This is a genomic window from Candidatus Clavichlamydia salmonicola (genome assembly GCF_015356765.1).
Lineage (GTDB): Bacteria > Chlamydiota > Chlamydiia > Chlamydiales > Chlamydiaceae > Clavichlamydia > Clavichlamydia salmonicola.
In genome coordinates, this window is record NZ_WTCQ01000003.1 from 186517 (window position 1) to 205967 (window position 19451).

A 19451-nucleotide genomic window follows, 5' to 3' on the forward strand; every position below is an offset into this window, starting at 1 on the left:
AAGGAGATCCTTATTATGACAGATATTACTGTTGTTGGCCCTGTTTTGCTATTGGGTCTTGCTATGGCAGGAAGTGCTATAGGTTGTGGAATTGCAGGTGTTGCTTCTCATGCTATAATGAGTCGTATTGAAGAAGGACATGGAAAAGTAATTGGAATTGCTTCTATGCCAGCCTCTCAATCAATTTATGGATTTATTCTAATGTTATTGATGAAGAATGCTATTCAAGATGGAACGTTATCCTCTGTGGGTGGGATTGCTATTGGTTTGTCAGTTGGTGTGGCATTATTGATGTCATCATGGATGCAAGGAAAATGTTGCGTAAGTGCGATTCATGCTTTTGCTAGAAATGAAGCAGTGTATGGTAAATGCTTTGCTGCAGTAGGTATTGTTGAGTCATTTGCATTATTTGCTTTTGTTTTTGCGTTATTATTGTTGTAATTTTTCATGATAATTCATTTTAAGGAATTTTTTGTTTTTATTTAAAAATACATATTAAATTTAGATTTTTTAAATAGAAGATTTCTTCTTTTTTTAATTTATTAATTAATGAATCTGGTTAAATTTTATTAAAAAAATCTAACCAGATTTTTCTTATATTCGTGGAGATGGTATGGAAGATTCTTTTGAAATTCCTAAGAGTTATGATCCAAAGTTAATTGAATCATCTTGTTATGAAGCGTGGGAACTTTCTGGGGCTTTTATAGCCAATCCTTATTCAGAGAAGCCAGCTTATTCTATCATCATGCCTCCTCCAAATGTCACTGGCGTTCTGCACATGGGACATGCGCTTGTAAATATATTACAAGATACTCTAATTCGATGGAAAAGAATGAGTGGATACGAAGTATTATGGGTTCCTGGAACAGATCATGCTGGTATTGCTACTCAATCTGTTGTTGAGCGTCATTTGGAAGTAAGTTTAGGAAAAAAAAGATATCATTTTTCTCGAGAGGAGTTTTTAGAGCATGTTTTTTCTTGGAAAGAGCAGTGTGAAACAACAATATTGTCACAGCTTAAAAAATTAGGTTGTTCATGCGATTGGTCACGATTACGTTTTACTATGGATCGTGGATCTAACTTTGCTGTTAAAAAAGTTTTTAAAAGTTTTTTTGATCAAGGGTTAATTGCCCGAAGTAATTACCTTGTTAATTGGGATCCAGTTACAGAAACCGCCTTAGCTGATGATGAAGTTGAGTATGAAGATAGAGAAGGCTTTCTATGGTATATTCATTATCCAGTTATTGATAGTGAAGAAGTTATTACAGTTGCTACAACTCGGCCAGAGACTTTATTTGGAGACACAGCTGTTGCAGTATCCCCAGATGATCCTCGCTATGTTATGTTAAAAAATAAACAGGTACAAATTCCTTTATCGGGAAGGAAAATACCTATTATTGAAGATTATCGTATTGATCCTATGTTTGGTACAGGGGCAGTCAAAATCACTCCTGCTCATGACTTTAATGATCACTTAATTGGAAGGGATCATAATTTACCAAGTATCAATATTTTGCTACCCAATGGAAGATTAAATGAGCTGGGTGGATCATTTTCTGGAATGACGATGGAAGAGGCCAGGCAAGCTGTAGTTAATGCTCTAAGGGAACAAGGCTTTTTAGCTAAAAAAGAAGCTCATTCTATGCATGTAGGAGTATCATATCGTTCAGGAGCTGTTATTGAACCATTTTTATCTGATCAATGGTTTGTGAAAGTAGAATCATTTGTTCCATGGTTACGTGATGTTATAGAATCATCTCAAGTTAAGTTATTTCCAGAAAATTGGGAAATTACATATTTTCGATGGATAGATAATTTAAGGGATTGGTGTATTAGCAGACAATTATGGTGGGGTCATCGTATTCCTATTTGGTATAACAAAACAGATCCAACAAAGATGATTTGCTATATTGAAGATGGTGAACCAGAAGAAGTTAAAAATAATCCAAATGATTGGTATCAAGATGAAGATGTTTTAGATACATGGTTTTCTTCAGGCTTATGGCCATTAACATGCTTTAATTGGCCTGATGAAAATTCTCCTGAATGGAAGAAATTTTATCCATCAGCTGTTTTAGTAACAGGGCATGATATTTTGTTTTTCTGGGTCGCACGCATGTTATTAATGGGTGGAGGGTTAACTAAAAAGTCACCATTTGAACATGTTTTTCTTCATGGGTTAATTTATGGAAAATCTTATAAAAGAAAAAATATAGATGGCAGCTTGACCTATGTAACAGGTGAAGAAAAATATGCGTATGATACATCAGAAAAGCCTGTGCCAGTGGATGTTTTTTCTAAATGGGAAAAGTTATCTAAGAGTAAAGGCAATGTTATAGACCCCATAGATGTAATTGCTAAATATGGTACTGATGCAGTTAGAATGACTTTATGCTCATGTGCAAACCAATCACCACAAATTGACTTAGATTATCGACGTTTTGAAGAATTTAAAAACTTCATTAATAAGATCTGGAATGGTGCTCGTTTTGTATTAATGAATTTAGAGGATCTTTCAGGAGAAGATTTTTCAGAGGGATTAGATCATCATTTATTCTCATTAGAAGATGAATATATGTTTTCTATTCTAAATAGACTATGTGAAAGTACTAATCAAGATCTAAGTGGTTATTCTTTTGATAAAGCTTCAATAAATGTTTATGAATTTTTTTGGAATGATTTTTGTTCTAATTATTTAGAAATTATAAAGCCATATTTATTTTCTAAACATGGCACATCTCAAGAGCGTAAAAATAAGCAAAAGATTTTATTGATATTGCTTACTTGTTCTATAGGTCTTATGCATCCATTTATTCCATTTATCACAGAAGAACTGTTTGGTTTGTTGAAGAAGAAGATGACAGGCCTTCAAAAGAGAAAAGGAGCAGATGTTTATACTACTTTTATTGTAGATTTTTTATTAAGTCCATCATGTATGCAAGCGCCATATCCACAGGTGTTAAGAAAAAAAGATATTAGTAAAAATATAGAAGAAGATTTTGCTGTTGCAGCGAGGTTAGTAGCCACTATTCGCAAAATTCGTGGAGAGATGGGCATCTCTGTTAAAACTCCAGTAGATGTAATTCTTGTTTGTAAAAATATGAAAAAAGGAAATTTATATGCACCAATAGTTAAATCATTGATTCGTGCACATCAATTCACTTTAACTAAAGAAGAGCCTGTAGAGGCATTTGGTTCCCATGCTTTTACAGATGGAATAAAAGTCATAGTTATTCTTCCTGAAGAGATGGCTGATAAAGAGCTTGAAAGACTTAATAAAGAGTTAACAAAGATTATAGAGCAGCAATCTAGGGTAGCTATTCTTTTAGCTAATTCTGAATTTATGTCTAAAGCAGATTCTTCTTTAGTAGATAAAAAAAAGAAATTAATTGAATCTTTAAGACAAGAAGAAATATTTATTAAAGATAAAATACAGTTAATGAATATTAATAATTAATGCATTAATTTAATAAAAAACCCTGAAAATAAAAATTCAGGGTTTTTTTATGCATAAGTAAAAAGCTTATTTTTTGCCAAAACGTGCAAGAGTAAAATAGAATACAAAAAAATTACTCATGGCTCCTGTTAATATAAATGGCAACATGCCAGAAAGAAAAGCTTGTTTCCAGCCCAGCATAGGAACTAATCGAAGAGATCCTAGTGTTAAGCAAGTTCCTAACATTAAGAAAAGCAGTCCAAGAAAATTAGCTGAAACTTTTTTATTTTGCTTATCAGAAAATTTACCTATGAAGTAAGCCATGATGGGCATAGCAGCTAAGTATCCTCCTGTAGGGCCAAATACTACATAAGCTAATCCAGATGCACCAGCAGCGAAGCAAGGAACTCCCATTATACCTTGTAGAATATAGAAAAGGATAATGCTAGTGCCTTTTTTTTTCCCAAAAGTCCAAGCTATAAGAGGAAGCATGGCTGTTTGTAAAGTAAGAGGGACAACAGAACACCATAAAGGTATAGCAATGTGTGCTGATAATGACATTAAGCAAATGCCACCTAAAATACATATAAAAGTTTGAATATGTGTTGATATTTTGTTACGTGAAGATATCAAAAATAAAAAAGAAGATTCATACATGAGAACACCTAATTATATTTATCAAGTCCATATAATAGCAGAGAGTTTCTGAAAGTGCAAGCGAGAGAGATTTAAGTCAATAATTAGGAATCTTAAAGAAGAAAAAAGGACTCCGGAAGATGGATTCGAACCAACGACCAATAGATTAACAGTCTACTGCTCTACCGCTGAGCTATTCCGGAATGAACTGATGATTCTACACTTCATAAGAAATACTTGTAAATATTTTTAATGTATTTTTGCAAAAATAGAAACAATTTGTAATTGAAATTATGAATTTGGGTCAGAAAAGAGTTTAGCGAAAGAAAAAAGTATTAAGAAACTCTATAGTTTCTTCTTTGCTATTATCATGGTTAAAGGAGTAAAAATTATGGGTAAGAGCTTCTTGTTGAAAATTTAAAATTTCAGGTGATGATATAATGGAAGGACTTAGTGATTTAAAAGTTTTAGATAAAGGGAAGTAAATATCACTTAATAATCCTTTAAGCTGAGGGCTAGAAGTTGCTGCATCTATTAAGGGTAAATAAGAAATACAAGATATAGCATCATTAAGAGATAAATGCTGACGAGTTTGTTGCCCTATGTATTGAAAGGATGATTGTTTAAAGTAGAGTGATTGCAAGTCCCGCATTCCTGGTTTCATGCTTTGAACTCGAAGGTCATATAAATTTATTTTTTTTAATCCAAAGTAAAAGGAAGCAGGATCACGTTTAAGATTTTTAAAAATAATAGACCAATTACTGTCTTTAGAAAATCGAGAAGGAAGCAAAATATTAAAACATCCTTTAGTGATAACAATATTTTCTAATTCAGGGATTTTAAATAATAATTTTAAGAAAGCGATATCTAAACGAATACTTTCTGCTTCAAAGGCATAAGGGAAAATATCTGATTGAATAGGATTATAGATATATACATGTTTTAGTATTAAACCTTTTCCATGTAGTCGAATTTTACTAACGGTTATAGGGCAGCCAATAGCCTCTTGTAAAATGCGCTCAACAAAAGATTCTTTCTGAATCCACCCATAAGCAAAAACCAGGGAAAATACAAGAAAAATGGAAGAAATAAAAGTTCTGATTAATTTAAACATAGTTAATTTTTAATTGAATTAATTAATTATTACTATAAAAAAAAGACTCTTTTCATAAAAAAAGATATGAAAAGAGTCATTTTTAAGTTGTGGATAATAAATTTTTAAAAGAAATTAATAATCCATACCGCCAGGACCAGCCATAGGAGCTACAGCAGATTTGTCTTCTTGAATGTTAGCAATTAATGCTTCAGTAGTAAGAAGCATCCCAGCAACAGAAGCAGCGCTTTCTAATGCAGAACGAGTTACTTTCATTGGATCTAAAATACCAGCTTCAAACATATCAACATATTCATCTGTTTGAGCGTTATATCCATGACTTTCTGGAAGAGAGCATACTTGTTGGAAAATAAGAGCACCTTCTTTTCCAGCATTAATAGCAATTTGCTTTAAAGGAGAAGCTAAAGCACGAATAATGATACGGGCTCCAATTTTCTCATCTTCATTAGAAAGAGAAGGAAGTAATGCTTCAACTGCAGCAATACAACGAATTAAGGCAGTTCCACCACCAGGAAGAATACCCTCTTCTACAGCAGCAGCAGTTGCATGTTGAGCATCATCAACACGGTCTTTTTTCTCTTTCATTTCAATTTCAGTAGCAGCTCCAACGCAGATAACTGCAACACCACCAGATAATTTAGCTAAACGTTCTTGTAATTTTTCTTTGTCATAATCAGAAGAAGCTTCTTCAATTTGACGTTGAATTTGATCGCAACGTGCTTGAATATCAGCTTTCTCTCCATGACCTTCAACAATTGTTGTATCTTCTTTTTTGATGATGATTTTTTTAGCACGACCAAGCATATCTAATGAAACATTTTCGAGTTTCATACCTAGTTCTTCACTGATTAATTGGCCACCAGTAAGAATAGCAATGTCTTCTAACATGGATTTACGACGATCACCAAATCCAGGAGCTTTAACAGCGCATACTTTGAATCCACCACGAATTCTATTCACAACAAGAGTAGCTAATGCTTCGCCTTCAACATCTTCAGCAATGATTAAGAGAGGACGACTAGCTTCTGCAACAGCTTGTAAAACAGGAAGAAATTCTTTAATACCAGAGATTTTTTTTTCAAAAATTAAGACAAAAGCATCTTCTAAAACAGCTTCTTGAGAATCAGTGTTAGTTACAAAATAGGAAGAAAGATATCCACGATTGAAGTTCATTCCTTCGACAACTTCTAAAACCGTTTCAAAGCCCTTAGCTTCTTCTACTGTAATAGTTCCATTTTTACCAACTTTTTCCATTGCTTTTGCAATCATGTTACCAATTTCTTCGTCATTATTAGCTGAAATGGTAGCTACTTGAGCAATTTCTTTTTGGTTCTTAACTTCTTTGCTCATGCTTTTAAGTTTGATCACAGCTGCTTTAACAGCTTTTTCAATACCTTTTTTTAAATCCATTGGATTAGCACCAGCTGTAACATTGCGTAGACCTTCTCCATAGATAGCCTCAGCAAGCACAGTAGCAGTAGTAGTTCCATCGCCAGCTTGATCAGCAGTCTTACTAGCGACTTCTTTGACCATTTGGGCGCCCATATTTTCGTGTTTGTCTTCAAGTTCAATTTCTTTAGCGACTGTAACACCATCTTTAGTTACTTGAGGGGAACCAAAAGATTTATCAATTACTACATGGCGCCCTTTAGGGCCAAGAGTTACTTTAACTGCATCAGCAAGAGTTTTTACGCCAGTAAAAATCTTGTGTCTAGCTTCTTCACGATACTTAATATCTTTAGCTGTCATAACTAACGTGCTCCTTATTGTGAATTCTTTATTTTATTTATTTGATAATGGCCATGATATCATCAGTCTTTAATATGATGAATTCTTCACTATCTACAGTAACTTCTTGGCCTGCGTATTTTTCAATTAGAACTATATCGCCAGGTTGAACTGCAAAAACAATCTCATGATCATTTTTATCTTTTCCACCAGTACCAAGAGTAATTACAACAGCTTGTTCTTGCTTTTTCTTTGCAGAATCAGGAAGAATGATGCCACCTTTTAAGGTTTCTTCAGTTTCAAGACGCTTAACCAGTACTCTATTGCCCAAAGGTCTAATGGTGCTTTGCATTGCTTCTTTCATAAAGCTCTCCTCTTAATTTATCGTTGAAAATACCCAATCATTCTTTTATAAGGTTAGTGTAAATAACCTCTGATTAAGACGGTTATCTTATCAAAAGAGTTGATTTTTATCAATAAATCAGCGCTTTTTGTATTTAATTGCTAATTTTTTAAATCTTGTTGATTCAGTAAATTTTTTAATTCGTTAATACCATTTTCAAAAACAAATTTTGTTTCATGAAAAAAGCTAGAAGATTCTGGATCAGCACCAGCTTTTTTTAATAATTCTAATGGAAAATCACTACCACCAGAAGACAATAACTCTAGGTAACGCTCTTTGGCACCTGGTTCTTCAGATAAAACTTTTTTTCCAAAAAATAATGCACTACTAATACCAGTAGCATATTGGTAAACATAAAAATTATAGTAAAAATGAGGAATACGCGCCCATTCCATTTCATTCAAAGGATCTAATTTTATAGAATCACCAAAGTATAAAGTTAATAAATTTTTATAAGTATTTTTTAAAAAATCAGGAGTAAGAGCAGTTCCTTTTTCAGCAGCTTGGTGAATTTGAAGTTCAAATTCAGCAAACATAGCTTGGCGAAAAAATGTAGCAGCTAGGTCTTCTATTTGTCCTGTCAGTAAGGTAATACGCTGCTTAGGATCAGTAGTTGTATTTTGTAAATGTGTATTAAGTAAAAATTCATTAAATGTAGAAGCTATTTCAGCTAAAAAAATAGGATATTGAGCATCATGGAAAGAGCAAGCTTTGCGACTAAGATAAGAGTGCATGCTATGCCCAGCTTCATGGGCTAATGTGGATACATCTCGTAATTGTCCTTGAAAATTCATCAAAATATAAGGGTTACTATTGTAACAACCAGAGGAGTAAGCTCCTGATCTTTTTCCCTTATGTTCAAACCAATCAACCCATCTATCTGTGGTTAGTCCTTTTTTTAATATTTGACAGTATTCTTCTCCCATAGGAATCAGTGATTCAATAATAACTTTGATGGCTTCTTCAGGAGTCATAGTAATAGAAGTTTGACTTGGGAGGGGAGCATATAAGTCATAAGTATGCATTTCAGAAAGACCAAGAATTTCTTTTTTCATTTGAATATAGCTTTGATAAAGGGGCAACATAGAATGGGCAGCTTCAATCAAATTAGTATAAACTTTTACTGGAACAGCATGTGGAAATAAAGCAGCTTCAAGGCAAGAAGCATAATTACGTGCTCGTGCATTAAATTTGTGTTGCATCACCTTTCCTTGTAGTAAGTGAGAAAAAGTATTATCACAAGAAGCATATCTTTGTAGCATAGCTTTTGATGCATTTTCTCTTAATACACGATCACTAGAATGAAGATACTTATTGTAAAGTCCATGTGAAAGGGGTTGTAAATGGCCTTGACTATCAAGTATAGATTCAAAAGGTAGATCAGTATCGCTTAAAGAAGAAAAAGTTTTGTGAACAGCTTGCCCAGCTTCGCTTGCCATAGACAGGAGAGTTTCTTCTGCTTCATTTTTAGTATGAGGCTGCATACGGAAAATTTTTGTTAAAAGATTTTTATATGTTGCTAATTGAGGATTGTTTAAAAGATTTTTTATAGTTTTTTTTGGTAATTGAAGTAATTCTGGATTAACCCAAGAAATTTCTTCTTGAAAGCGATAAAACAAGGTTAATGCTTTTTGCTGTTTTTCTGATGCTGCTGAATCTGACATGTTAGTGTCATATTGTAGATGTGCATAGCAGTAAAGAGTATCAAGAATTTGTTCAATTTTTAAAGATTTTTCAAGAAATTTTTGTAGTTTTTTAGGGTCATGGAGTTGATTTCTGAATAAGGAAAGAGAGGGCCAAAAAGGTGTTGTTACAGATTCAAGGACAGTATTATAGCTCTTAGACCACTCTTCATCTGAACTAAAAAGAGAATTAAGATTCCATTGGCTTTCTTGATTTAAAGTTACCCTTTCTGAAGTAGGTTTAGGAATTTCAGTAAATGATGGGAAAAAAGTCATGATGATATCCTGTGATTGAATCAAAGGACAGGATCTTAAAGGAAATGCTTTTTTGGGCAAAAAAGATTCTAAAAAACAAAGCTTTCTTATAGATATAATTTTTCACTTCACATAAGAAACAGTACTATCAAAAACTTCTCGAAGGCAATAAATAGGGGCATGATAGCGAAGAGCAAGAATAATACTATCGCTAGGGCGAGCGTCTATTTTAGCAATACGGGTAATATCACTTTTTTGTTCAATAAATAATTGAGAATAAAAAATACAATCTTTGTAATTATAAATTACAATTTGCTTAACATTTATTTCCATGCCTTTAAAAGCAAATTCTATTAGTTCATGAGAAGATGGGCGGGCTTTCATTTTTCCATCAAGAAGAGATTGAAGAGCTACTCCAGCTGAAGATTCTACATGAATAGCAAACGACTTTTCTTCATTGCCTAAGATAATACTGCTATATGCATGAAATAAGACAACTTTTTGAAAACGAATAGGAATTAAATCAGAATATTGAATAAGCATGAAAGTATGGCCTTTAATTAAAAATAATGATGAGTTCCATTTGGATATCCTACTAAAATTTTAGCAGGCAAGAAAAAAAAGCCAGTTTCTAAAACACCTGGGATCATAATGAGTCTTTCATGAACTTCTTCTGGTTCCATAAATTGCTTATTATCATGTAGCTCAAAAATATAATTTGCATTGTCAGTAGTATAATATTTTTTATTTGTTTTTAAGCGAAAATTTCCATTATAACCTTGTTCTCTTATTTTTTTTGCTGTTACATCTGCTCCAAATGGAAGTATTTCTAATGGAATAGGGCCAGGGCTAAAAGCATTTACTAATTTTGTTGATTCAACTAATACAAGAAAAGAAGAACTATTGGTTGCTAAAATTTTTTCACGTAACAAAGCACCCCCTTTGCCTTTAATTAGTCGTTTATGGGAGTCAACTTCATCTGCACCATCTACAGTAAGGTCTGGTGAAGGGAAAGCATGAATATTTATATTTTTTAGACCTAACCGAATTGCTAAAGAAGCTGATGCTACTGATGAAGAAACTGTGGTAATAGATAAAGATTCTTCTTGGATACGTTGGCTCAAATAGTGAATAAAATAAGTTGCAGTAGAGCCACTACCCAAGCCAACAAGCATGCCATTTTGTACTTGTAAAGCAGCTATTTTTCCTAGATTTTTTTTTACTTCATCAGAAGAAAGATTAGTCATAAGAAGCTCCCTAGACAGATAGGTAAAAAGAAAAATTTACTATTCAGTATCAGGATAAAACATTTAGGATTAAAAACACGGTATCAGTTATCTTTTGACCGCAGAGCAAAATTGGAGTGATCTACATGCTAACTTATGAGTTACTAGAGGCATATTTAGTTCACTGTTTTTCACCTTATACTACCCTTGATTATTGCCCTAATGGGCTGCAGGTGCAAGGAAAAAAAGAAATCAAAATTTTTGCAACTGCTGTTACAGCAGATCAAGCGACCATAGAACGAGCGATAGAGAATAATGTTGATGCATTAATCGTTCATCATGGTCTTTTTTGGAAAGGGGATCCCTATCCATTAATTGGACATAAACGGCAACGTATTGCACTGCTTTTAAAGCATAATATTTCATTATTAGCATTTCACTTACCTTTAGATGCACATCAAGATATAGGTAATAATTGGAAAGTTGCTAAAGATTTAAGATGGAGTAATTTAAAAGTTTTTTCAGAGATTGGGGTTCAGGGGACTTTTCCTTCATGTCCTCGAGAAGATTTTGAAAAAAAGTTAAATGATTACTATGGTGTTTCTACAAAAGCAGCTGTTTTAGGTGGGGCTAAAATTGTTTCATCTGCAGCACTGATATCTGGTGGAGCATATAAAGAAATTGGTAATGCGATTAATGCAAAGGTTGATTGTTTTATTACAGGTAATTTTGATGAACCTGTTTGGTCTATTGCTTATGAGGAAAACATAAATTTTTTTGCTATGGGACATACTGCAACAGAAAAAATTGGCCCAAAGGCATTAGCTGCTGCTATTAAGAAAGATTTAGGGTTAGAAGGTCATTTTATAGATACTTTGAATCTTTTTTAGTTGAAGAGAGCTCTTTTAAAAAACGTAGACGTAATTTTTGAATTAATGCAGATCGAGGCTCTTTAATAAGTTCTGTGCAAGGCAAGCTTGATTTGCTAATAGAGTAAGGAGAAAGATTTTTTTCTTCTAGTAAGATTAATATGTCTGTAATAGAAGAAGTATTATATTTATTTCGTAATACTTCAAATCGTTCAGCTTCTCTTAAGTGTAATTTTTTCAATATTTCTTCATAATTTTCAGGCTCTCTTAAAATAGGTGAGGTAAGAAAAAAGTGATTTTTTCTTTTGTTTATTGCATCAGAATTCATGTCTTAATTAGACCTTTTTTGGCAAATGAGGAAGAAATTTTAATTATGGAAAAAAGAAGATTTTTTATGAATAATAATAAATAAATTTAAAAAAGAGAATGTTAAAGTATGAAATTATTGATTGATTTTTTAAATAAACGGGGTTTTATTAATGCTTTTACAGAGGGAGCTGACCAAGAACTTGATGTAGGTAAAGCTTACATGGGAATAGATCCTACAGCTGACTCTTTACACTTAGGTCATTTAGTTGGTATTTTAGCATTAAAGTGGTTACAAAAATTTAATATTGAAGTTGTAGTTGTGGTGGGTGGAGCAACTGGAATGATAGGAGACCCCTCAGGAAAAAATACAGAACGTTCTTTATTAGATTATGAGACATTAAAGCATAATGTTGGAGGGATATCTAAATGCTTGCAGAAGTTTTTAGGTGTTAATGTTCAAGTTTTAAATAATTATGACTGGCTATCTACCTTTTCTTTTTTAAATTTTTTACGCGATATAGGAAAGCATTTTCGAATCGCATCTATGATGTCTAAAGAGAGTGTTAAGCAAAGATGTAGTTCTGAAGCAGGAATTAGCTTCACAGAATTTTCTTATCAAATTTTACAAGCGTATGATTTTTTGCATCTTTTTGATAAAGAAAATGTGAAGATTCAGATAGGCGGTAGTGATCAGTGGGGGAATATTACAGCAGGGACTGATCTGATCAGACGTCTTCGAGGAAAGCATGTTGGTGGAATTACTTTTTCTTTATTAACAAAAAAAGATGGCACTAAGTTTGGGAAAAGTTCTGATGGTACGATTTGGTTAGATGCAGAAAAAACTTCTCCATATGACTTTTATCAATATTTATATCGATCAGCTGATACAGATATTCCTATTATGTTACGTTTGTTAACCTTGTTGCCTGAAGATGTTATTTTAGCCAAAGAATTAGAGGCTAGTCAAAAAACATCAGATCCTAACCTGTTACAGAAATTTTTAGCAGAAGAGGTCACTAAAATAGTTCATGGGGAAGAGGGGCTAAAGTCTGCTCTTGAAACAACAGCCGCTATGGCGCCAGGAACGAGCACTGAATTATCTATAGAAAATCTAGAATTATTAGCAGCGTCTGGTCATGTAACAGATGTATTAAATGAGCAATTAGACAAGATAACTATTATTGATTTGATGATTTTATGTGGTAGTGTAAGTGGAAAAGGGGTGGCTCGGCGTTTGATTGAAAGTGATGGCATTTATCTTAATAATGAAAAAATCGTAGATTTTAGACGATTAATCACCCCTGACGATTTGCTAGAAGGACGCTTTTTGATGCTTGGACTTGGAAGAAAAAAAAAGTTTCTTTTGCGAGTTCAAAGAAGTCATGAATAGAAAAAGAACTTCATGAGAAGCCTTAATATTAAAGAGAAGAAGAAGCCAAAAGAGGGACCCTATTTTTTTTTCAAAATAAAAAGTGTAAAAATTTCTTGAATCGAAAGAATTGATAGTTATTATACGCTTATAAATCAGCCGGGTAAGCGGATCTGCGTTTGCTTGATCGCTAAGAGATAAGATGAGGAAAGTAGGAGATTTAAATTATGGCAACAATGACCAAGAAGAAATTGATATCAACAATTTCTCAAGATCATAAAATTCATCCGAATCACGTAAGAACGGTTATTCAAAACTTTCTTGATAAGATGACGGATGCCCTTGCAAAAGGAGATCGATTGGAGTTTCGTGATTTTGGGGTGTTACAGGTTGTCGATCGGAAGCCTAAAATTGGACGTAATCCAAAAAATGCTTCAGTCCCTATTCATATTCCAGCGCGAAGAGCTGTTAAATTCACGCCTGGGAAAAGAATGAGACGATTGATAGAAACACCAGGAAAAAAATAATTCATTAAGCCCCTTGATTTTGTGAAAAAAAGAAAGGGGCTGATGTTTTCTTGAAGCAAAGTTTTTCTTTGTTATAAGATCTTTTTGAGTGTTTGAAGCTAAACCCTTTGAAGTATTGAAGCATATCAAGTTTCTCAAGGAGTCTGTTGTAGTTAAGTGAAAAACTGTTGTGATTTTGAAGAAGATATATTTCTGTTATTGGATTATGTGGAAAATGGTGTTAAGGACAAATCCTGTCTATTAAAATATCAAAAACACCCAGTCATGATGCTGCATGAAGGTATAGCAATATTATATACTGTTTTATGTGAAAAGTATCAGCAGAAGTATTCATTCCCTAAATTAAATGTAACGTCATCAGGTATGGTGTTATTATTTGATAGGGCATGTTTTCCATGGCAAGGGTTTCCATATCCTTATGACCATGCTCGTTTGGGATTATGGCTTTTAAGAAGCGCGCAAAACGACCATAGTCGTTATGTAATAGCAAAAAGTATGCTAGCTTTTCAGCAAGCTACCTTGGATCATTTTGGAAAAGCTTTAACTGGCCTTTTTTGTCAGGATAAAGGACCTTCTGCAAAATTAATAACTCAAGCTATTTATGATTTTTTAGAAAGTTTTAATGAACCATTTTTATCTATTTATGATTTTGTCGATAATTATATAGGGTATCATTTTTTTCGTAGAGAAAGAACAACGGTTGCAGTAGCTGCGTCTGGTTGTAAAAGTGGTATGGGTCTTTTTCTTAGAGATCATGTGGGGATTATTTGTTATGGACCACATTTACCACCTTTTGAAAGTGGACAAGGTTTTGGGTTAGCTGGTCGTCATTTTAATTATTGTTATACAAAAAATGATGATGATAGTGCTCATATTTCCTATACATGTCGAACAGCAGCGCCTCATGTACGGAAAACAGGTTTTCAATATTTAGAAGATTCTTCAGAATTTGTGCCCTGGATTCAAGCATCATGTAAATTCGCTTATAATGAAGTTTCATATAAATGTTCATTTATTTTACCTTTATTTTTGTCAAAACATGTATCAAAAAAAATGTCATTTTCTTTTTTTGGTAAAGGAAAATATTGTCGAATTTTTAAGGGCCCATGTTTGAGAGCAGGTGCTCTTGATTCTTACAAGGGACCTGCAGAAAAGATTATTTTTGAAGGAGAAGATTCTCAAGAAGTATTTTTAAATGGCTTTAAAGGAGATTTTATGGAAGTCATTTCTTTGAGTGGAGATGAGACATTTTGGGGTGCTAATTTTTTAATTATCTTTCATCCATCATTTAATACTTCATTTCAATTTTCAATTTCATAATTGTTTAAAAAGTTTGCTCATAGTTATAAATTATAACATTATTATCAATATTTTTATTGATAATCATCTATTGAACAGGCTTGTTTTTTAATAACTAATAAGTTACTATAAATATTTTTTTAGGTGATAATATGGATTTGCTTCCACATGAAAAACAGATTGTTGAATATGAAAAAACCATTACTCAATTTAAAGAAAAGAATAAAAAAAATTCTTTGTTGTCAGATGCTGAATTACAAAAATTAGAAAAACGATTAGAAAAGATAAAGAAAAAAATCTTAACATCGCTTTCTCCATGGGAACGTGTACAGGTATGCCGCCATCCTCGTCGTCCAAAAACAATTGGTTATATAGAAAATATATGTGATGAGTTTGTTGAACTATGTGGAGACCGCCTATATAGCAATGATACAGCAGTTATAGGTGGTCTTGCAAAGATTGGCGATATGAAAGTCATGATTATAGGGCAAGAAAAAGGCTGTGATACAGAAAGTAGAATTTCTCGTAATTTTGGAATGTTACATCCAGAGGGTTTTAGAAAAGCCCTTCGTTTAGCAAAAATGGCAGAAAAATTTTCTCTTCCTATTGTTTTTTTATTAGATACACCAGGGGCATTTCCAGGTCTTTCAGCAGAAGAAAGAGGTCAAGGATGGGCTATTGCTTTAAATTTACGGGATCTTTTCACAGTTAAGACCCCTATTACTGTTATTATTATAGGAGAAGGGTGCTCTGGAGGAGCTTTAGGAATGGGTATAGGTGATGTTGTTGGTATGCTCGAACATGCTTATTATTCAGTGATTTCTCCAGAAGGGTGTGCTTCTATTTTATGGAAGGATACATCTGCTAGTAGTACAGCAGCTTCAGCGCTAAAAATGCAAGCAGAGGATTTATTAAAATTTGGTATTATAGATGTTATTATCAAAGAACCTTTAGGTGGTGCTCATTATGATCCAGCGCAAATATATGAAAGTGTAAAACAATTCATTTTGGATCAATGGGCTGCATTTAAAGATATGCCCCCCAAAGAATTATTAGAAAAAAGATATAAAAAATTTCGTTCAATAGGTAAACAGACAAGAAACTCTGAAGAAACATAGTTGTTTTAAATTACGAAGTAAAAAAAAGAAGCTTTTCAAGAGTTGCATAAGAATTTTTATGGCAGAATTAATCCAGCAGCGCAGAAGCCTTGCTTTAGATTTGCATTATCAGGTTTATTAAAAAATCCTTGTTCTTCTAGCCAGGTAACATAATGTTTTGGAACATCTTTGAGAATTTTACCTTGATGTTTACCAAATGGCATATGAGTAATAGATGTTACAGATTCTTGCTTGATTAACTTAAGCACAATATCTAAAGGTAAATCATCAATCATAACATCAAATATAGAATAAAGAACAAGTACATCATTTAATGCTCGATGAGCTCTATCTGTAGATAAACCATATACTTGGCGTAAGTATTGAAGATTATGTTTAGGTAAATCAGGGCGATAAATACGTGCCCATTTTAAAGAATCTATATATGGCCAAGCAGGCACTTCTGCACTATGACGAAGGCATTCATTCTTTAGTAAAGGAGCATCAAAGTTATCATTATTATGAGCAATAAGAACAACATTTCCAGAACAGAAATTAGCAAATTTTTGATAAGCATCAAAAAATGAAGGGGCATTATTGACCTGCTCATTAGAGATGCCATGAATTTTTGATGCTTCTTCTGGAATAGGGATACCTGGATTAACTAATGTTTCAAAGCGAGTATCATTTAAGGGATCGTAAGCAGCAATTTCTATGATTCTATCTTTTTCAATATTGATACCAGTTGTTTCAGTATCGTAATAAATAGCTCTTAAGGACATAATTATGTAGTAAGGGGAGGGGATTTATTTTCATCATTCATGTGTTTCATTTTTTCATTTTGCAAAGATTGTACTGTTAATGAGCCTGAAGAGACTAAGCCTATAGCATGAGTAAAACTTTCACAAACAAGTTGAATGGTAGATATGTAAACTTTCAAAAGTGTTGCAGCTATTTGTGATTCTAAACAAGGAATAACAGATCGGTAAAAGATAAGACCTTGTTCTTCATCCATTCCAAATCCAGGTAAATCTAAATCTTTGTTTAGTAGATGTAATAATCTTGCAATCTCTTCTTTGAGATGAGGTTTTAAACTAAAAGGAAGATAGCTGATTAATTGAAGCAAAGTATTATCATTTCTTATGACAAAAAATAAAGGAGACTGAGTATCTGGAGTGCCCTTATCATCAGTTTCAATTAAAATATACACAAGACCACTATCCTTTTCTATAAGAGGATTGAGTTCCTGTTCTTTAAGTACATTAAAAATACTATCATTGTCAAGATGGATAAAATTCATAGTAAACTCCTAGGTAAATGATGATTCAGAAAAAGCATTTACTTCTGTGCTTGCGTCTACTAATTCATCACGAATAATTTGAGTTTCTTTAGGGGCTTCTATTCCAACAGAGACTTGATTTCCTTGTATTTTTAGTACAGTGATTACAATATCTTTACCAATTTTAATCTTTTGCTCTTTTTTTCTTGTAAGTACTAACATTTGGCTCCTGTCAGAGTTATTAAAGGATCTAAAATCTTTGTTAATTCAAAGGATTATAAGAGTCTTTATTAGAAAAAGTTAGCTAAGCTAAAAGAAGGTATAAGACCTTTTAATAAGTTTTTTAAGGATGATTATGGATAAAATTTTTCCTTCAAAAATAGCTATATTTTTCTTTTTTTTTTAAATCCAAGAATAGCCCACTCCTTATAAACTCTCAATTGAAAAAGAAAAGGAAGCATAGAGAAGATATAAGAGAGTGCAAAAATAAACCTGAAAAAGATGTCGAGCTTGTTTTTATTGGGTATTTGGAGAGGAATCTTTATTAGAAGTAGAAAATTTTTTAATAGCTTTTTTAAGAATATTACAAGCTGCTGAAGGAAGAATTGATAGAGAATTTTGGGCAGTGGATTGACCTTCTATATCATTAAGATCAACAAACTCAGTTAAAAGACTAATCTGTCCACCAGAGTCTGAGATAAGTAACCCTCGATTACAAACACTAATAAGATAAATAGAGGACTTAGCTGAAAGAGGGCGACGGTCTAAGATTTTAATAAATGATCCCCGATTACTTTGTTGGGTCCGTGAGGCAAGATAGCGTTTAATAATACGTAAGCCAAAAATCAAAATAACCACAAGCACAGCTAGTGAAAGGATCATTTTGATAAATTCACCTCGAAAAGACATGATAATAGGATCATGTTCAGAATTAGCTTCTTTATCTATAGAAAGTGTTATTTCCTGAGATTTAAGAGAAGGTTGCTCTTCTGCTGAAAGTAAAGGACTAATGAAAATACAAGCAATAATAAAGCAACGTTTAAACATAAAAAATAACAAAAAATCATGGATAAATTGATTTGTAAGTATGCATAAAAAAACGTTTTAAGAAATCATTTTTTAGCTTTATTTTTTGTTTTCAGTAAGGGTTTATTTTTATAAAAAGGTATCCAGGTTACAAGAAAAATTCGCCACCATATACTATAGTAATATTGAGATTTTTATGGGATTAGTGATGAGCAAAGGTTTAATTGTACTGGATTTAGATGGGACTGTTACCAACAAACCCTATGGAGTGCCTGCAGAAGTGAGTGATCAACTTGAAGCATATGTAAATGATGGGTGGTTAGTAACAATTGCTACAGGACGATGTTTTGGTTTTGCTCGATTTTTAGCAAAAGGATTTCCTAATCCATTATTTGTGGGATTACAAAATGGTGCAGCTGTTATTAGGTTTCCTGATCAGGAAATATTAATTAGAAATTATATAACATCTGCAGATGTTAAATTAATTGCTCATTTAGCTAATAAGCACAAAGTAGGTTTTGCTATAGAGGCTGGTGTTGAAAGAAATGATGCCTATTATTATGTGCATGCATCGCCAGTTGATGAAGTAGAAGCAGCTATGTTTTATGATAGAAGCATTCATTATTTTAAGTCAGAATCTAAAGAATTTTTAGTCCACTATTTAATAAATTTTGATGATTATCCATTTTTAGATTGTGCTATGATAACTTTTTCTTTGCCTTTGGAAAAAGCAAAGCCATTGTATGATGAAATAGAAAAAATGAATAAGTTTAATGTTTCTTTGATAGTTGATGCGTGGAGAAAAGGCCACTATTTATTACATATAAACAATAAAAAAGCAGGTAAAGGCAGTGTTATTGATTTATTAAAAGGACATGAATTTGTTGCAAAGCATAATCATTTTGTAATAGTAGGTGGAGATGATACAAATGATATTCCAATGTTAAAAAAAGGTGATTTTAAGATAGTCATGAATACAGCGCCTTTGCATATGCTGGAATTAGCAGATTTTATTGCGCCAGCAGCAGCAGAAATGGGGATTATATTAGGTCTGCAAAAAGGTGCAGATGCATATAGAAAGATTTTTAAAAATTAAAGACTTAAAAAAAATCTAATTGCTATTTTTTTATTATCATGTTGAAAAGGTAGGCTAAACAAAATAAAGATCATATAATCCTAATTGCTCTGGAGTATAT

Annotated in this window: 20 protein-coding genes and 1 tRNA gene; 8 read left to right on the forward strand and 13 right to left on the reverse strand. The window is 32.7% G+C overall.

Annotation, left to right across the window (positions count from 1 at the left end; genetic code table 11):
* The first annotated feature begins 15 nt into the window (after window positions 1-15).
* Entirely contained in the window at window positions 16-441 is a 426-nt protein-coding gene (locus CLAVI_RS04015) for an ATP synthase subunit C (protein ID WP_194844304.1), read from the forward strand.
* 172 nt (window positions 442-613) lie between these two features.
* A complete protein-coding gene (locus tag CLAVI_RS04020) occupies window positions 614-3457 on the forward strand; it encodes a valine--tRNA ligase (protein ID WP_194844305.1) in 2844 nt (947 codons plus the stop codon).
* Between the two features lie 66 nt (window positions 3458-3523).
* On the opposite strand, the gene CLAVI_RS04025 is transcribed toward CLAVI_RS04020, so the two are convergent.
* The 8 genes from CLAVI_RS04025 to rpiA all read right to left on the reverse strand — a co-directional run bounded on the left by CLAVI_RS04025 (window position 3524) and on the right by rpiA (window position 10501).
* Entirely contained in the window at window positions 3524-4093 is a 570-nt protein-coding gene (locus CLAVI_RS04025) for a biotin transporter BioY (protein ID WP_194844306.1), read from the reverse strand.
* Window positions 4094-4203: 110 nt separating this feature from the next.
* A tRNA-Asn gene (locus tag CLAVI_RS04030) sits at window positions 4204-4275 on the reverse strand.
* Between the two features lie 113 nt (window positions 4276-4388).
* Window positions 4389-5186, reverse strand: a complete 798-nt coding sequence (locus CLAVI_RS04035) for an AsmA family protein (RefSeq protein WP_194844307.1) — start codon at window positions 5184-5186, stop codon at window positions 4389-4391.
* Between the two features lie 114 nt (window positions 5187-5300).
* Window positions 5301-6935 (reverse strand): chaperonin GroEL, encoded by a 1635-nt coding sequence (groL, locus tag CLAVI_RS04040; RefSeq protein WP_194844308.1) that lies wholly within the window; start codon window positions 6933-6935, stop codon window positions 5301-5303.
* 37 nt (window positions 6936-6972) lie between these two features.
* Window positions 6973-7278, reverse strand: a complete 306-nt coding sequence (locus tag CLAVI_RS04045; protein WP_194844309.1) for a co-chaperone GroES — start codon at window positions 7276-7278, stop codon at window positions 6973-6975.
* A 140-nt stretch (window positions 7279-7418) separates the two neighbouring features.
* Entirely contained in the window at window positions 7419-9335 is a 1917-nt protein-coding gene (gene pepF, locus CLAVI_RS04050; RefSeq protein ID WP_194844310.1) for an oligoendopeptidase F, read from the reverse strand.
* Between the two features lie 42 nt (window positions 9336-9377).
* Window positions 9378-9797 (reverse strand): bifunctional nuclease family protein, encoded by a 420-nt coding sequence (locus CLAVI_RS04055; protein WP_194844311.1) that lies wholly within the window; start codon window positions 9795-9797, stop codon window positions 9378-9380.
* Between the two features lie 17 nt (window positions 9798-9814).
* Window positions 9815-10501, reverse strand: coding sequence for a ribose 5-phosphate isomerase A (gene rpiA / locus CLAVI_RS04060; RefSeq protein ID WP_194844312.1), 687 nt, complete (start codon window positions 10499-10501; stop codon window positions 9815-9817).
* 125 nt (window positions 10502-10626) lie between these two features.
* Here rpiA and CLAVI_RS04065 point away from each other — a divergent pair, with 125 nt between their 5' ends.
* On the forward strand, window positions 10627-11370 hold the full coding sequence (locus tag CLAVI_RS04065; protein ID WP_194844313.1) for a Nif3-like dinuclear metal center hexameric protein: 744 nt from the start codon (window positions 10627-10629) through the stop codon (window positions 11368-11370).
* Here CLAVI_RS04065 and CLAVI_RS04070 read toward each other — a convergent pair.
* Window positions 11345-11677 carry a hypothetical protein gene (locus CLAVI_RS04070; protein WP_194844314.1) on the reverse strand — a complete coding sequence of 111 codons (333 nt, stop codon included), beginning with the start codon at window positions 11675-11677 and terminating at the stop codon, window positions 11345-11347. The two genes, CLAVI_RS04065 and CLAVI_RS04070, sit on opposite strands and share 26 nt — an antisense overlap.
* Window positions 11678-11785: 108 nt before the next feature.
* Here CLAVI_RS04070 and tyrS point away from each other — a divergent pair, with 108 nt between their 5' ends.
* From tyrS to CLAVI_RS04090, 4 genes are all read left to right on the forward strand, one after another.
* Complete coding sequence (gene tyrS / locus CLAVI_RS04075) at window positions 11786-13048, forward strand: tyrosine--tRNA ligase (protein WP_194844315.1); 1263 nt, start codon at window positions 11786-11788, stop codon at window positions 13046-13048.
* Window positions 13049-13254: 206 nt separating this feature from the next.
* Window positions 13255-13554 carry an HU family DNA-binding protein gene (locus tag CLAVI_RS04080; protein ID WP_194844316.1) on the forward strand — a complete coding sequence of 100 codons (300 nt, stop codon included), beginning with the start codon at window positions 13255-13257 and terminating at the stop codon, window positions 13552-13554.
* A 156-nt stretch (window positions 13555-13710) separates the two neighbouring features.
* Window positions 13711-14874: a hypothetical protein gene (locus CLAVI_RS04085; protein ID WP_194844317.1), complete on the forward strand. Its 1164-nt coding sequence runs from the start codon at window positions 13711-13713 to the stop codon at window positions 14872-14874.
* Window positions 14875-15005: 131 nt separating this feature from the next.
* Complete coding sequence (locus CLAVI_RS04090) at window positions 15006-15971, forward strand: acetyl-CoA carboxylase carboxyltransferase subunit alpha (RefSeq protein ID WP_194844318.1); 966 nt, start codon at window positions 15006-15008, stop codon at window positions 15969-15971.
* A gap of 56 nt (window positions 15972-16027) precedes the next feature.
* Here the strand turns inward: CLAVI_RS04090 and CLAVI_RS04095 are convergent, their stop codons facing one another.
* The 4 genes from CLAVI_RS04095 to CLAVI_RS04110 form a co-directional block, all read right to left on the reverse strand.
* Window positions 16028-16732 (reverse strand): putative quorum-sensing-regulated virulence factor, encoded by a 705-nt coding sequence (locus CLAVI_RS04095; protein WP_194844319.1) that lies wholly within the window; start codon window positions 16730-16732, stop codon window positions 16028-16030.
* A 2-nt stretch (window positions 16733-16734) separates the two neighbouring features.
* Window positions 16735-17250 carry a YbjN domain-containing protein gene (locus CLAVI_RS04100; protein WP_194844320.1) on the reverse strand — a complete coding sequence of 172 codons (516 nt, stop codon included), beginning with the start codon at window positions 17248-17250 and terminating at the stop codon, window positions 16735-16737.
* A gap of 9 nt (window positions 17251-17259) precedes the next feature.
* Entirely contained in the window at window positions 17260-17451 is a 192-nt protein-coding gene (locus CLAVI_RS04105; protein WP_194844321.1) for a carbon storage regulator, read from the reverse strand.
* A 294-nt stretch (window positions 17452-17745) separates the two neighbouring features.
* Window positions 17746-18276, reverse strand: coding sequence for a FliO/MopB family protein (locus CLAVI_RS04110; RefSeq protein WP_194844322.1), 531 nt, complete (start codon window positions 18274-18276; stop codon window positions 17746-17748).
* A 187-nt stretch (window positions 18277-18463) separates the two neighbouring features.
* Here CLAVI_RS04110 and CLAVI_RS04115 point away from each other — a divergent pair, with 187 nt between their 5' ends.
* Window positions 18464-19351, forward strand: coding sequence for an HAD-IIB family hydrolase (locus CLAVI_RS04115; protein WP_194844323.1), 888 nt, complete (start codon window positions 18464-18466; stop codon window positions 19349-19351).
* Window positions 19352-19451: the final 100 nt, after the last annotated feature.

What these genes read in the sequence shown, in the direction of transcription:
- CLAVI_RS04055 (WP_194844311.1), bottom strand. Translation starts at nt 9,797, where the DNA reads ATGCTTATTCAATATTCTGATTTAATTCCTATTCGTTTTCAAAAAGTT.
- CLAVI_RS04045 (WP_194844309.1), bottom strand. Translation starts at nt 7,278, where the DNA reads ATGAAAGAAGCAATGCAAAGCACCATTAGACCTTTGGGCAATAGAGTA.
- CLAVI_RS04015 (WP_194844304.1), top strand. Translation starts at nt 16, where the DNA reads ATGACAGATATTACTGTTGTTGGCCCTGTTTTGCTATTGGGTCTTGCT.
- groL (WP_194844308.1), bottom strand. Translation starts at nt 6,935, where the DNA reads ATGACAGCTAAAGATATTAAGTATCGTGAAGAAGCTAGACACAAGATT.
- CLAVI_RS04105 (WP_194844321.1), bottom strand. Translation starts at nt 17,451, where the DNA reads ATGTTAGTACTTACAAGAAAAAAAGAGCAAAAGATTAAAATTGGTAAA.
- CLAVI_RS04110 (WP_194844322.1), bottom strand. Translation starts at nt 18,276, where the DNA reads ATGTTTAAACGTTGCTTTATTATTGCTTGTATTTTCATTAGTCCTTTA.
- CLAVI_RS04115 (WP_194844323.1), top strand. Translation starts at nt 18,464, where the DNA reads ATGAGCAAAGGTTTAATTGTACTGGATTTAGATGGGACTGTTACCAAC.
- CLAVI_RS04035 (WP_194844307.1), bottom strand. Translation starts at nt 5,186, where the DNA reads ATGTTTAAATTAATCAGAACTTTTATTTCTTCCATTTTTCTTGTATTT.
- CLAVI_RS04090 (WP_194844318.1), top strand. Translation starts at nt 15,006, where the DNA reads ATGGATTTGCTTCCACATGAAAAACAGATTGTTGAATATGAAAAAACC.
- CLAVI_RS04020 (WP_194844305.1), top strand. Translation starts at nt 614, where the DNA reads ATGGAAGATTCTTTTGAAATTCCTAAGAGTTATGATCCAAAGTTAATT.
- CLAVI_RS04095 (WP_194844319.1), bottom strand. Translation starts at nt 16,732, where the DNA reads ATGTCCTTAAGAGCTATTTATTACGATACTGAAACAACTGGTATCAAT.
- CLAVI_RS04025 (WP_194844306.1), bottom strand. Translation starts at nt 4,093, where the DNA reads ATGTATGAATCTTCTTTTTTATTTTTGATATCTTCACGTAACAAAATA.
- CLAVI_RS04065 (WP_194844313.1), top strand. Translation starts at nt 10,627, where the DNA reads ATGCTAACTTATGAGTTACTAGAGGCATATTTAGTTCACTGTTTTTCA.
- tyrS (WP_194844315.1), top strand. Translation starts at nt 11,786, where the DNA reads ATGAAATTATTGATTGATTTTTTAAATAAACGGGGTTTTATTAATGCT.
- CLAVI_RS04070 (WP_194844314.1), bottom strand. Translation starts at nt 11,677, where the DNA reads ATGAATTCTGATGCAATAAACAAAAGAAAAAATCACTTTTTTCTTACC.
- rpiA (WP_194844312.1), bottom strand. Translation starts at nt 10,501, where the DNA reads ATGACTAATCTTTCTTCTGATGAAGTAAAAAAAAATCTAGGAAAAATA.
- CLAVI_RS04100 (WP_194844320.1), bottom strand. Translation starts at nt 17,250, where the DNA reads ATGAATTTTATCCATCTTGACAATGATAGTATTTTTAATGTACTTAAA.
- CLAVI_RS04080 (WP_194844316.1), top strand. Translation starts at nt 13,255, where the DNA reads ATGGCAACAATGACCAAGAAGAAATTGATATCAACAATTTCTCAAGAT.